Origin of the sequence: Burkholderia sp. MSHR3999 (assembly GCF_000833595.1) — a bacterium.
GTDB classification, from domain to species: domain Bacteria; phylum Pseudomonadota; class Gammaproteobacteria; order Burkholderiales; family Burkholderiaceae; genus Burkholderia; species Burkholderia ubonensis.
In genome coordinates, this window is the sequence record NZ_JRFO01000007.1 from 1,273,689 (window position 1) to 1,286,707 (window position 13,019).

The window sequence follows — 13,019 nt, forward strand, 5'->3', positions numbered from 1 at the left end:
TGCGGGCCCGCATCGCGCTTCGTTCTGCATGCCGAAAAAGAAAAAACCCGCCCTCGCAGGCGGGTTTCGCGTGTCGCGAGCGTATCGCGACGGCGTTCAGAAGCGCGTACGCATGCCGATCGTGCCGACGATCTGGTTCGGCGTGCTCGACGCGCCGCCCGACCCGTTGATGAACGCCTGGTAGCCGCGGCCGGACGCGTGCTGGTACATCGCTTCCGCATAGACGTCGGTGCGGCGCGACAGCTTGTAGACGGCCTGCAGGTCGACCTGGTGCCACTTCGGGTCGGTGCCGTGCTTGCTGTCCGGGTTCGACACGCTGGCATCCGTGTACACGTACGCCGCGCCGAGGCTGAACGCCGGCGTCACCGCATAGCGCACGTTCACGTCGTAGTTGTTGAACGCGATCTGGCCGGTCGAACCGAACGAGCCCGTGTTGTCGTATTGCGAGCGCGTGTACACGAAGCCGACGGTGGCCGGGCCGAACGCGTAGTTGATGCCGCCGCCATACGAGCGCATGCGGTCCGAGCCGATCGACCAGCCGCCCTGGTTCAGGCCCTTCGCTTCGGCGACGTCGGTCGCGCCGGGGCTCGCGCTCGTCGAACCCTTCGTGCCGTTCATCTGCAGGTACGCGCCCGCGAGCTTCAGCGGGCCGTTGGTGTAGCTCGCCGCGACGCTGTACGCGCGGTTCGCGCCGAAGTTCGTCGCGTTCGAGAACGCGTACATCGCGCCGACCTTGAAGCCCGCGTACGTGTCGCTCGTGTACTTGACCGCGTTGTTGATGCGCAGCGAGTGGTTCAGGTTGTCGTTGTCGAACGGGTGCGCGAAGCTCGCGTCGCCGAAGTCGCCGGCGGTGGCCGACAGCGGCGCGACGAAGTCGACCATCGTGTCGTACTGGCGGCCGAGCGTCAGCGTGCCGTAGCCGTTCCCGCTGAGGCCGATGTAGGCGTGGCGGCCGAACAGCTTGCCGTCCTGGCCGAGCGAGCCGTTGTTGACGTTGAAGCCGTTCTCGAGCACGAACAGCGCCTTCAGGCCGCCGCCGAGATCCTCGGTGCCGCGCAGGCCGAAGCGGCTGCCGTTGACGGTGCCGCTGCTCATGCGCCACATCGACGCGCCGCCGGCGTTGTTGGTGTAGACGATGCCGGCATCGATCAGGCCGTACAGCGTGACCGAGCTCTGTGCGTGCGCGAGCGGGGCGAACAGGGCGGCGGCGGCTGCGCCGGCGAGAAGGGTTTTTTTCACGTAAAGGCTCCTGCGTGTGGGACTGCGGACAAAAAGTTCGGCGCAAGTATAGGGACGCAGGCGCCGGGATTTCGGTGGTCTGGCGCGACAGCTCCGTTGCAGATCCAGCAAGAGTGCTTCACAAAACTGCCATGTATCGTCGCGCATGCCGACGGGCTGGCCGTGTCCGCACGGTGGCACGAGCGCGGCCCGGTGCGTGCGCCGCCGGCTTGTCGCGTGCGTGCAACACGCGCATTCGGTTGGACGGCGGTTGATCGGCGCGGCGCTCGCGCGGAGAATGGGCGTCTCACGCCCTCGATCGGGAGACTGAAGATGACCACGCCCAGCCGCCGTCCCTCCGTCAGTCCAGCGGTGTTCTATCGCGATCCGTGGGCCGCGCTCGACTGGCTCGAGCGGGCGTTCGGCTTCGCGCGCAGCGTCGTCGTCAGCGCGCCGGACGGCAAGCTCGCGCATGCCGAGCTGACGTGCGCTGGCGGCACGCTGATGATCGGCGGCGAATGGGCCGAGTTCGTCACGAGCCCGCTGGGCGTCGGCGGCAGGAACACGCAGTGCGTGCATGTGCAGCTCGCCGACGGCATCGACGCGCATTGCGAACGCGCGCGGCAGGCCGGCGCGGTGATCCTGCAGGAGCCGGCCGACCAGTTCTGGGGCGACCGCACCTATCGCGCGCGCGATCCCGAGCAGCACGTATGGACGTTCGGGCAGCAGGTGCGCGCGGTATCGGCGGAGGAAGCCGCCGCCGCGACCGGGCTGAAGATCGAAGGCTGGTCGTGACGGGCGGCGCCTGCGCGCATCCGGTCGTTCCTTTCCATTCACGCGTCCGTCGCGCGCGCCGCGCGGCCGCCTCTTTCTGCCGGGACCCAGCATGAACCTGTTCAACGTACGCCTGCGCGGCCGCGACGGCCTGTTCACGATCGGCATCGACGCGGGCCGGATCGCCCGCATCGACGCCCAGCCGGCGGCGCTCACGCCCGCGAGCGCCGCCGACATCGATGCGGGCGGGCGGCTCGCGATCCCGCCGCTCGTCGAGCCGCACATCCATCTCGACGCGGTGCTCACCGCGGGCGAACCCGCGTGGAACATGAGCGGCACGCTGTTCGAAGGCATCGAGCGCTGGGCGGAGCGCAAGGCGGCGATCACGCACGAGGACACGAAGGCGCGCGCGCACACGGCGATCGGCATGCTGCGCGATCACGGCATCCAGCACGTGCGCACCCACGTCGACGTGACCGATCCGTCGCTCGCCGCGCTGAAGGCGATGCTCGAAGTGAAGGACGAGGCGCGCGGGCTGATCGACCTGCAGATCGTCGCGTTCCCGCAGGAAGGCATCGAGTCGTTCGACGGCGGCCGCGCGCTGATGGAGCAGGCGATCGACATGGGCGCGGACGTGGTCGGCGGGATTCCGCACTTCGAGAACACGCGCGAGCAGGGCGTCAGCTCGATCCGCTTCCTGATGGACCTGGCCGAGCGTACCGGCTGCCTCGTCGACGTGCATTGCGACGAGACCGACGATCCGCACTCGCGTTTTCTCGAAGTGCTGGCCGAGGAGGCGCGCGTGCGCGGGATGGGTGCGCGAGTCACGGCGAGCCATACCACCGCGATGGGTTCGTACGACAACGCGTACTGCTCGAAGCTGTTTCGCTTGCTCAAGCGCGCGGGGCTCAATTTCATCTCGTGCCCGACCGAGAGCATCCATCTGCAGGGGCGCTTCGACACGTTCCCGAAGCGGCGCGGCGTCACGCGCGTCGCGGAGCTCGACCGCGCGGGCATCAACGTGTGCTTCGGGCAGGACTCGATCAAGGACCCGTGGTATCCGCTCGGCAACGGCAACATCCTGCGCGTGCTCGATGCGGGGCTGCACATCTGCCACATGATGGGCTACGAGGACCTGCAGCGCTGCCTGGACTTCGTGACCGACCACAGCGCGACGGCGCTGCAGCTCGGCGAACGGTACGGGCTCGAAGTCGGCCGGCCGGCGAACCTCGTCGTGCTCGACGCGGACAGCGACTACGACGCGCTGCGCCGGCAGGCGAAGGCGGCGCTGTCGATCCGGGGCGGGCGGGTGATCATGCGGCGCGAGCCGGAGCGGATCGACTATCCGGGGTGAGCGGGGATGCCTGGCGACACGCGTAGATAAAGCAAATATTCACAAAACGCATGAGTCGATTATAAAAATACGTTTGTCTCATGAGCGCGGCCAACCTAGGATGCGGGCTGACGACGGCATGCGCGACGCATGCCGTTTCCCCGATTCCAGCCAGCCGATCCGATGCGCGCCGACCTCCCGCCCGTTCCCCCGTCCTCGTTGCCGCCGAGCGGCGCCTCGCTCACCTGCTTTTCCCACTCCACCCGGCTCGCCGCGGTCGCGCTGCTGACCGGCATCGGCGCGGGCCTCGGCGGCATGCTGCTCGCGCTGCTGCTGCATGCGATCCAGCATCTCGCCTACGGCTACAGCACCGCGCGGGTGATCGGCGACGAGAGCTTCCTGGCGGGCGTGACCGCCGCCGCGCCGCTGCGGCGGCTCGTCGTGCTGGGCGGCTGCGGGCTCGTCGCGGGCGCCGGCTGGTGGGCGCTGTACCGCTACGGCCGGCCGCTCGTCAGCATCCGGCGGGCGGTGCGCGCCGACGATCCGCGGATGCCGGCCGTCAGCACGACGATCCATGCGCTGCTGCAGATCGTCACCGTCGCGCTCGGCTCGCCGCTCGGCCGCGAGGTCGCGCCGCGCGAGCTCGGCGCGCTGCTCGCCGGCCGCCTCGCGCACCGCGCGGGGCTGACGCCGGCCGACTGCCGGCTGATGGTCGCGTGCGGCGCGGGCGCGGGGCTCGCTGCGGTCTACAACGTGCCGCTCGGCGGCGCGGTGTTCGTGCTCGAAGTGCTGCTCGGCACGTTCGAGTTGCGCGCGCTCGTGCCGGCGGTCGTCACGTCCGCGATTGCGGCCGCGATCGCGTGGCTCGGCCTCGGCAACGAGCACCAGTACAGCGTGCCGCCGTTCGTGCTGAGCGCGTCGCTCGTTGCGTGGTCGATCGTGAGCGGGCCGGTGTTCGGCTTCGCCGCGTACGGTTTCGTGCGGCTCACGGCCCGGGCGCGCGCGGCCGCGCCGAGGGACTGGCGGCTGCCGCTGCTCGCCCTCGTCAACTTCGCGGCGATCGGCTGGCTCGCGATGCGGTTTCCGCAATTGCTCGGCAACGGCAAGGGGGCCGCGTCGCTCAGCTTCGACGGCGCGCTGACGATCGGCGTCGCGGCGACACTGCTTGCGCTGAAGGTGCTGATCACCGCAAGCAGCCTGCGCGCGGGCGCGGAAGGCGGCCTGCTGACGCCGGGCCTCGCGAACGGCGCGCTGCTCGGCATCGTGCTGGGCGGACTATGGAGCGCCGTCTGGCCGGGCGTGTCGGTCGACGGTTGCGCGCTGGTCGGCGCAGCCGCGTTTCTCGCGGCGTCGATGCAGATGCCGATCACGGCGGTCGTGCTGCTGCTCGAATTCACGCGCGCGAGCCACGACAGCCTCGTGCCGATACTGTTCGCGGTGGCCGGGTCGCTCGTCGCGTACCGGTTCGCCGAGCGGCTGGCCGAACGCCGTGCCGCGCAACGCGTGACGGCGGAACAGCCGGCGGTCGCGGTTCGCCAGTCGTGACGTTTCGATGGGTTGTATTGATGGCGGGGTTTCTCGGAGCCAAGTCCGACGAAGATATGGCGGCCGGGCGCTTTCGGCGGCGTTACGCGTGAATATCGGGTGTCTTACTGCGCGCCGGCCGGGCCGGCGCGCCGTCGCGGCGGGCGTCAGAACGGGCTGCGCGTCGTGCTGCCGTCGGTGAAGATTGCGTCGACCACCTGATAGAAGCCCATCGAGGTGTCGGCCACTTCCCACACGGCGAGGATCACGTGATAGCCGGTGCGGACCGGCAGCCGGCATTGATGGATCGTCGGCTGCGACGGAACGAGGTTCGCGTTCGGGCTCCAGTACGGCTGGCCGGGATTCTGGATCGTGCAGAACGGCGTGGGCTCGAATTGCGCGCGGGTCAGCTTCCGCGACGGATTCCAGTCGGCGCGCGTGACGAAGTAGTTCCAGCGGCGCGTCTTGTGCACGGCGCTGAATTCCCATTTGAAGTTCTGCAGCGCGCCGGAGCGCAGCGGAACCTTCTGCCAGCGGTCCGGCGACTGTTCGTTCAGCAGCGGCACCGCGCCGTTCGTGCTGGCGCCGGCGATTTCGCCGTCCTTGGGCGGCGCGACGTTCTGCGCGTCGGCCGGCGCGAACGCGTCCGACAGGCCGCCTTGCGTGGCCGGAAAGAACTTGCCGTTTTCCATCGCATTCGCATGCCACGCGTCGATCGGGCAATTCGGGTTCTGGCCTTGCGTGCACAGCACGATGCGCGACGCCGGCTCGGTCAGGCGGCCGTGCGCGTGCGCGTCGGCCATCACGCTCAGCAGCGCCGCACCGGCCAGCGCGCGCATCATGACGGAAGAAACGGATCTTCGGATGGTCTGTTTCATGGGCCCTCACTGCGTTGAAGTCGGAATGGTTGTGCGCGCAACGGCCAGGACGCGATGCCGCCGGATCGCGCGATGACAATCGGCTTTCGCCGACTCGAACCATAGTCGTAAAAAGCGGAAAAGGAAATTGAAAACGGATTAAACGCCAATTAAATTGGCGCCGTTTCCGTTTTTGCAGATGTGGCGCGGAATGTGCCTGTTTTTAAAAGCGTATTTTTTAAAGGCGCACATGTTCGCGTGAAGGCGAAAGCCATGAATCCGGTGAAAAATCCGGTTATTGACGGCGCGATCATTTCGCTTCCGGATGCGCGCAATTCCGGCCGAAACGGGAAAGACGCCGGCCGGCTCAGCCTTCGACCGGCATCGCGCTCGTGCACTTGATCTCGTCGAGGCAGACGCTCGAATGCACGCCGCTCACGCCGGGGATGCGCATCAGCGTTTCGAGCAGGAACGTGGAGAGGCCCTTCAGGTCGTGCGCGACGACCTTCAGCACGTAGTCGATGTCGCCCGTCACGGAGAAGCACTCCTGGATCTGCGCAAGCTCGGACACGAGCTTCTGGAACTTGGACAGGTCGCGAATGTGCCCGCGCTCCATCGTCACGTGCACGAACGCGGTGACGCCGAAGCCGAGGGTGTCGGGGCAGAGCCGCGTCTCGTAGCGGCGGATCGCGCCGATCTCCTCGAGCCGCCGGTGGCGGCGCAGCGTCTGCGCGGGCGACAGGCCCACCGCCTTCGCCAGCTCGAGATTCGATGCGCGGCCATGCTCCTGCAGGATCGCCAGCAAGTTCCGATCGATGCGGTCGAGTACCGGTTCAGGCATTTTTGTTTCCTCGTCTGTCTCCCGGATGCAATCTTATCTCATAATGTAGGGTTTGCATGAACGGGTTACGAAACCCGATTTCGTCGTCGCGACGCTAAACTGACGCCGGATTTTCGTACGCGATCGCGGCAACGCGGTTGCGGGCGGCAGTCGGCGGCCGGTTGGGCGGGCTCGCCGACGGCGTTCGGGCGTCGCCGCGCGAAAATTGCAGTCCCCAACCTGGCGGCCCCACGAAGGGCCGCCGGCACAGCAAAACAGCGCGCGGCACACCGACGCGCACCGCTTCCGCCGGAAGCGGACAAAGTGGAGAAGACATGGTTTCAGAACACGAGAAGGACGGCCTGAAGCGCGGGCTGAAGAATCGCCACATCCAGCTCATTGCGCTGGGCGGCGCGCTCGGCACGGGGCTGTTCCTCGGCATCGCGCAGACGATCAAGATGGCGGGCCCGTCCGTGCTGCTCGGCTACGCGCTGTCGGGCGTCGTCGCGTTTTTCATCATGCGGCAGCTCGGCGAGATGGTCGTCGACGAGCCGGTGGCCGGCTCGTTCAGCTATTTCGCCGACAAGTACTTCGGCCACTTCGCCGGCTTCCTGTCCGGCTGGAACTACTGGGTGCTGTACATCCTCGTCGGCATGGCCGAGCTGTCGGCCGTCGGGATCTACGTGCAGTACTGGTGGCCGGGCGTGCCGACCTGGGTGTCCGCACTCGTGTTCTTCGTCTTCATCAACCTGATCAACCTGACGAGCGTCAAGTCGTACGGCGAGACGGAATTCTGGTTCTCGATCATCAAGGTCGCCGCGATCGTCGGCATGATCGGCTTCGGCGGCTGGCTGCTCGCGAGCGGCCATGCGGGCCCCGAGGCGAGCGTCGCGAACCTGTGGCAGCACGGCGGCTTCTTCCCGAACGGCGTGTCGGGCCTCGTGATGTCGATGGCGGCGATCATGTTCTCGTTCGGCGGGCTGGAGCTCGTCGGCATCACCGCGGCCGAGGCGGACGATCCGCAGCACAGCATCCCGCGCGCGACCAACCAGGTGATCTACCGCATCCTGATCTTCTACATCGGCGCGCTCGGCGTGCTGCTGTCGCTGTATCCGTGGGAGAAGGTCGTCACCGGCGGCAGCCCGTTCGTGCTGATCTTCCACGCGCTCAGCAGCGACGTGGTCGCGAACGTGCTGAACGTCGTCGTGCTGACGGCCGCGCTGTCGGTCTACAACAGCGGCGTGTACTGCAACAGCCGGATGCTGTTTGGCCTCGCGCAGCAGGGCAATGCGCCGAAGGTGCTGTGCTCGGTGAACAAGCGCGGCATTCCGCTCGCGGCGCTCGGCGCATCGGCGCTCGCGACCGGCATCTGCGTGGTGGTCAACTACTTCATGCCGGGCAAGGCGTTCGAGCTGCTGATGGGGCTCGTCGTGTCGGCGCTGATCATCAACTGGGCGATGATCAGCCTGATCCACCTGAAGTTCCGCCAGGCCAAGCGCGAAGCGGGGCTGCAGACGCGCTTCCGCAGTCTGGGCTATCCTTTCACGAATTACGTGTGTCTCGTGTTCATGGCCGGCATTCTCGTCGTGATGTACCTGACGCCGGGCCTGCGCCTGTCCGTGTACCTGATCCCGGTGTGGCTCGCGGTGCTCGCGGTCGGGTATCGCTTCCGTCAGAAGAATGCGGGCTACGCGCTGCGTGAAGGCGCGTCCGCGCAATGACGCAGGCAAGGCCGGCCATTTCTGGCCGGCCGCACCTTGCAGGCCACTAGATTTCTCATCCAACCAGACCGATAAAGCCATGTTCGAACACATCGACGCGTACCCCGGCGATCCGATCCTGACGCTCAACGAGAACTTCCAGAAGGACCCGCGCGACCAGAAGGTCAACCTGAGCATCGGCATTTATTTCGATGCCGAAGGCCGGATTCCGGTGATGGAGGCCGTGCGCGAGGCCGAGACCGCGCAGCAGCGCGAGATCGGCGCGAAGCCGTATCTGCCGATGGTCGGCATGGCGCCGTACCGCGACGCGGTGCAGGCGCTCGTGTTCGGCGCGGATCATCCGGCGCGCGCGGCGGGCCGCATCGCGACCGTGCAGACGCTCGGCGGCTCCGGCGCGCTGAAGGTCGGCGCCGATTTCCTGAAGCGCTACTTCCCGGATGCGCAGGTGTGGCTCAGCGACCCGAGCTGGGAAAACCACCGCTTCATCTTCGAGCGGGCCGGCTTCACGGTGAATACGTACCCGTACTACGACGCGGCCACGGGCGGCCTGAAGTTCGACGCGATGCTCGCGGCGATCGACGCGCTGCCGGCGCGCAGCGTCGTGCTGCTGCACGCATGCTGCCACAACCCGACCGGCGTCGACCTCGACGAAGGCCAATGGCAGAAGCTGATCGACGTGATCGAGACGCGCGAGCTGCTGCCGTTCGTCGACATGGCCTACCAGGGCTTCGGCGCGGGCCTCGACGCGGACGCGTTCGCGGTGCGCGAGCTGGCCCGCCGCGGCCTGCCGGCGCTGGTCGCGAACTCGTTCTCGAAGAACTTCTCGCTGTACGGCGAGCGCGTCGGCGGCCTGAGCGTGGTCTGCGAGGACGCTGCCGCGGCCGAGCGCGTGCTCGGCCAGCTCGCGGGCGCGGTGCGGTCGAACTACAGCAACCCGCCGATCCACGGCGCGAAGATCGTATCGACGGTGCTCACCACGCCCGCGCTGCGCAAGCAGTGGGAGGAAGAGCTTTCCGCGATGTGCCGCCGCATCGCGCGGATGCGCCAGTCGATCCACGACGGCCTGCGCGAACATGTGAGCGGCGAAGCGCTCACGCGCTACGTGAAGCAGCGCGGGATGTTCACGTATACGGGCCTGACCGAATCGCAGGTCGACGCGCTGCGCGAAGTGCACGGCGTGTACGTCCTGCGTTCGGGGCGGATGTGCGTTGCGGGGCTGAATGACTCGAACGTCGGCATCGTCGCCGATGCGATCGGGAAGGTGCTGAAGAGCGGCGTTTGAGGACGTTAGCGCTCGCAGGTGCGAAACCGGCTGTTCCTGTTGAGGGGGCAGCCGGTTTTTTTTGGGGTACTCCGTGGATTTCCGTCGATGTCGCTCACTGACCCGGCCGATATTCCGGATTGCACGACCGGGACGCAAGCAGCGCGAGGCATTCTCGATGCGGCAACAAGTTACTTCTCCTCGCAGCACTGCGCGATCGAACCCTCGCCTTTGCCACCGCACACGGAGACTGTTCTTGCAACGCGCGGCGCTTTGACCGGACTCGCGTTGATATTGGCCGCTGCAAGGGCGCTATCGTGAACTTCGGCGCTGACACGATGGTCCGGCAGGAGGCGAATCCACACGGTATTCGCTATCTCGTCGCCCATACGCCACACGCTCGATGCCTGCCGTTTTAGTGAATAGGGCGGAACGTCGACTTCCGAACGCTGGCAATTCCAGGTTCCGGACGGTTGCTGCTCCAGCCACGACATCTTGAGTCGAGCACCGGCTTTTCCGTCCGGCGATACGACAGAGAATTCACAAGTGCCGCCACGATGCCCCATGGAACATTCGGGGCTCTCTGCTTGTGCTGGTGCTGTTGGCGATCCAGCGGCGACCTCCCCGAAACCAGCGCTCCACCATGCCGAAAATACCGCGCTGGGCAGTTGATTCGACGGACTTTTCTCGGCGCCGGCCGCCGCGGCTTGTTCAATCTGCACGCGACTTACTTTCCGGCCAGAGGTGTTGAGCAGTTTCATCGCAACCCGCTGCGGTCCCAACCGGCTCGGCACCTCTTGGCGAGGTGCAAGCGACGTCCATTGTGCTTCCGGCGTACTGCAACTTGCATTGCTGAACCAGTCGGCAGCTACGCGGTTTCCGGGAAGAAAATGGAGAAACAGGATTGCGTTCTGGTTAAGCGATACAGGAACGCTGAGCGTCGCGGTCATATTGTCGTAAAACGTACGCGCGCCGACCGTTTCTCTCGATACCCAATTGACATGGAAACGATCTGTCCTCTGGGTCGATGCCGGGGTGGATGGCCATAGATCGAGGTTACCGTGCTCCGATGGACCCCACTGAATGTCATTGCGAGCGGGCAGGCCTCCTATTATCGCGACGCCTTGCAGCCGTTGCTTTCTGCCTTGGAGGAGTGGTTCTTTCTCTTCGGAGTGCCGGTTCGACCAGTAGCCGAGATCGTATTCAGCGGAAACGACCATTACGCTATCAATGCTCACGCGGGGTTTCTGCGACTCATCGCGGGCTATGACGGGTATGTTGAAGGGAGCATTGCCTTGCGCAGCGGACGCCTTGTCCTGATTCAGGTCATTTCCACATGCAGACAGCGTCGAGAGCAACATGACCAAGGCAGCCAATCTCGAATATGAAACTACGTGGCGGCTCAATATTGAAACTCCGTATTCATCGGTGCTCGGGGTCAAACAACTTCGAAGCCGTGCTTTCGTGTGAATGCTTGCCGATTCAAGCCCGTACCTGTGGCAGTGCCCGAACGGAAAGCTGGATTGTCGATGATGTACGCGACGGTGTCGACCGGCTGAAGCTCGCCGAACGCCGTCGGTCTGCCCCCGCGCTCCACGGTAAACCCCGCTGAACTTTTTTGTGCGATGCGCGATCTCGCATCGCACACCTGTCACCACCACGCACACGGCGTTACGATGTGCGCGTCGAAATCATCGAACCGAAGGAGCAATGCACGCATGAGCATCCGGATCGTACAGCTGGGGTCGCCGCGCGCGGCGGGCGAGGGCCTGCGGATCGGCACGGTGCGGCGTCCGCCGCGCGGCGTGCCGAAGGCCGAGTTCGCGTCGCGCGACTATTACGACGTGTGGCTGCCGACGCTGTCGCCGACGCCCGAGCTCGTCGCGCAGGCGCAGGCCGCCGCAACCGACGCCGACTGGCGCACCTTCGCCCGCAAGTTCCGCGCGGAGATGAATCACGGCGACGCGCCGAAAGTGCTGGACCTGCTCGCGGCGCTGTCGGCGACCACGCAGTTCTCGATCGGCTGCTACTGCGAGAACGAAAGCCGCTGTCACCGCAGCATCCTGCGCGAGTTGCTCGCCGAGCGCGGCGCGGCGATCGAGCCGGACGCATCCTGAGCGGCGCGGACTGTCACCGCGATTCAGCTCGCCGCCACATCAGGCGCATCAGGCGCCGCCCACGGCGGCAGCTCGGCCCGGCCGAGCGTGCCGGTCCTGCCTCCTTTGACCACGCCGAGCCCACGGCGTCGAGCAGTGCCTCGGGGGACTCGCTTGACGTGGGTCAAGCGTGCGGCGGCGCGCGCCTCTATGCTCACGTCATGGACATGTCGCAGCAATGACGGACGAGCCAATGCCGATGCAGATCGATTTCCCGCCGGATCCACCGGAATATTGCGCACGCGATCTGGTCGTCGCGTTCTCGGCGATCGTCGATGACAGCTGTGTGCAATGTGCGATCACAGCCGAGGCGCTCGAGGATCACTTCGGCGCGGCGTCGCTGCTCGAACGCGACCTGATCCGCGCGTTCGACGCGCACCGCCCGGAGATCGAGGACGTCGCGCGCCGGATGCTCGAGGAGATCGGCGGGCGGCCGGTGCTGTTGCACAGCGGTCATTTCCGATTCGGCGGCTGACGCGGCGTAAGGGTCTCCGTAAGGGTCTCGGGAGGGGGCATGACACTGTCGGGCAATATCCGCGAGGACGACTGGTCGGTCGAGGTCGAGACGCGGCCGGACGCCGCCGGCGGCGGGTTCCGCTGCCGCGTGCAGGTCGAGCACGGCGTCGGCGCCGGCCGGTTCCACCATGCGTTCGAGCACAGCGAGTCGTATCCGACCGAGCGCGAGGCGGTGCTCGCCGGCCTGCGGGCCGGCATGACGTGGATCGAACTGAAGCGGTCTCAGACATTCAACGTATAAGAGAAAGGGGAGCCGCACGCGGGGGCGTGCGGGCAACGCGCGGCGGGGCCGCGCACGCTGCCGGCCAGACTGCGGCCGGCAAGGACGGACAACGCAGGCAGTCACTACAGATGAATCTTCGCCGTCTCGCGGCCACGCGGGCGGCGCATATCAGGCGATCGGCACGAGGGCGGCGCCGTCGGGAGAAACAACATGGGCGTGGGCATGCAGATCGCCTACTTCGGATTCGCCGGTTCGGCCGCACTGGAGGCGGAAGCCGGCGAGCAACTGGTGCGCCTCGAACGGTTCCGCACGCTGATCAGCGGCTGCCACCTGGCGATCGAGTCGCGCGCGTCGGGCGCCGGCCAGCGCGCGTACGACGTGCGGCTCGACCTGATCACCCGCAACAACGAGCTGAGGCCGATTCCGCATTGCGTCGGCGAAGACCCGCACGAAGCGGTGCGCCGCGCGTTCGCGGCAGCCGAGCGGACGCTGATGGCGTGGGTCGGGCAGGGGACGGGGACGCCGGGCACGACCGGGCAGGGTTCGCATGCGCTGCGTTGAGCGCGAAGGGCGGCACGACGGGCGCAACAACGGGCGCGACGAGCGCGCGCCGGTT

13 protein-coding genes are annotated in these 13,019 nt (G+C 66.7%); 9 read left to right on the forward strand and 4 right to left on the reverse strand.

Annotated elements, in window-relative coordinates; all coding sequences use genetic code 11:
• Positions 1 to 96: 96 nt before the first annotated feature.
• Positions 97 to 1,239, reverse strand: a complete 1,143-nt coding sequence (locus KY49_RS29175; RefSeq protein WP_042587830.1) for a porin — start codon at positions 1,237 to 1,239, stop codon at positions 97 to 99.
• Between the two features lie 312 nt (positions 1,240 to 1,551).
• On the opposite strand from KY49_RS29175, the gene KY49_RS29180 reads away from it, so the two are divergent.
• The 3 genes from KY49_RS29180 (at position 1,552) to KY49_RS29190 (ending at position 4,870) form a co-directional block, all read left to right on the forward strand.
• Positions 1,552 to 2,013 carry a VOC family protein gene (locus KY49_RS29180; protein ID WP_042587831.1) on the forward strand — a complete coding sequence of 154 codons (462 nt, stop codon included), beginning with the start codon at positions 1,552 to 1,554 and terminating at the stop codon, positions 2,011 to 2,013.
• Positions 2,014 to 2,104: 91 nt separating this feature from the next.
• Positions 2,105 to 3,346 carry a cytosine deaminase gene (gene codA / locus KY49_RS29185; protein WP_042587832.1) on the forward strand — a complete coding sequence of 414 codons (1,242 nt, stop codon included), beginning with the start codon at positions 2,105 to 2,107 and terminating at the stop codon, positions 3,344 to 3,346.
• Positions 3,347 to 3,508: 162 nt separating this feature from the next.
• Entirely contained in the window at positions 3,509 to 4,870 is a 1,362-nt protein-coding gene (locus tag KY49_RS29190; RefSeq protein WP_042587833.1) for a chloride channel protein, read from the forward strand.
• Positions 4,871 to 5,016: 146 nt separating this feature from the next.
• On the opposite strand, the gene KY49_RS29195 is transcribed toward KY49_RS29190, so the two are convergent.
• Both KY49_RS29195 and KY49_RS29200 read right to left on the reverse strand, forming a co-directional pair.
• Positions 5,017 to 5,691: a lytic polysaccharide monooxygenase gene (locus KY49_RS29195; protein ID WP_042587834.1), complete on the reverse strand. Its 675-nt coding sequence runs from the start codon at positions 5,689 to 5,691 to the stop codon at positions 5,017 to 5,019.
• 382 nt (positions 5,692 to 6,073) lie between these two features.
• The gene (locus KY49_RS29200) at positions 6,074 to 6,547 is read right to left on the reverse strand and encodes an Lrp/AsnC family transcriptional regulator (RefSeq protein WP_010096283.1); all 474 of its coding nucleotides are present in this window, start codon (positions 6,545 to 6,547) and stop codon (positions 6,074 to 6,076) included.
• 314 nt (positions 6,548 to 6,861) lie between these two features.
• Between KY49_RS29200 and KY49_RS29205 the strand changes: the two genes are divergently transcribed.
• Complete coding sequence (locus KY49_RS29205; RefSeq protein WP_042587835.1) at positions 6,862 to 8,247, forward strand: amino acid permease; 1,386 nt, start codon at positions 6,862 to 6,864, stop codon at positions 8,245 to 8,247.
• Between the two features lie 79 nt (positions 8,248 to 8,326).
• Positions 8,327 to 9,529, forward strand: a complete 1,203-nt coding sequence (locus tag KY49_RS29210; protein WP_042587836.1) for an amino acid aminotransferase — start codon at positions 8,327 to 8,329, stop codon at positions 9,527 to 9,529.
• 170 nt (positions 9,530 to 9,699) lie between these two features.
• Here KY49_RS29210 and KY49_RS37820 read toward each other — a convergent pair whose 3' ends face one another.
• The gene (locus KY49_RS37820) at positions 9,700 to 10,869 is read right to left on the reverse strand and encodes a hypothetical protein (RefSeq protein WP_156162635.1); all 1,170 of its coding nucleotides are present in this window, start codon (positions 10,867 to 10,869) and stop codon (positions 9,700 to 9,702) included.
• 357 nt (positions 10,870 to 11,226) lie between these two features.
• On the opposite strand from KY49_RS37820, the gene KY49_RS29215 reads away from it, so the two are divergent.
• The 4 genes from KY49_RS29215 to KY49_RS29230 all read left to right on the forward strand — a co-directional run bounded on the left by KY49_RS29215 (position 11,227) and on the right by KY49_RS29230 (position 12,964).
• The gene (locus tag KY49_RS29215; RefSeq protein ID WP_042587837.1) at positions 11,227 to 11,625 is read left to right on the forward strand and encodes a DUF488 domain-containing protein; all 399 of its coding nucleotides are present in this window, start codon (positions 11,227 to 11,229) and stop codon (positions 11,623 to 11,625) included.
• Between the two features lie 238 nt (positions 11,626 to 11,863).
• On the forward strand, positions 11,864 to 12,139 hold the full coding sequence (locus tag KY49_RS29220) for a DUF1488 domain-containing protein (protein ID WP_059588855.1): 276 nt from the start codon (positions 11,864 to 11,866) through the stop codon (positions 12,137 to 12,139).
• Between the two features lie 39 nt (positions 12,140 to 12,178).
• Entirely contained in the window at positions 12,179 to 12,421 is a 243-nt protein-coding gene (locus KY49_RS29225; RefSeq protein WP_042587839.1) for a hypothetical protein, read from the forward strand.
• A 192-nt stretch (positions 12,422 to 12,613) separates the two neighbouring features.
• Positions 12,614 to 12,964, forward strand: coding sequence for a metal ABC transporter ATPase (locus tag KY49_RS29230; protein WP_042587840.1), 351 nt, complete (start codon positions 12,614 to 12,616; stop codon positions 12,962 to 12,964).
• Positions 12,965 to 13,019 lie beyond the last annotated feature (55 nt).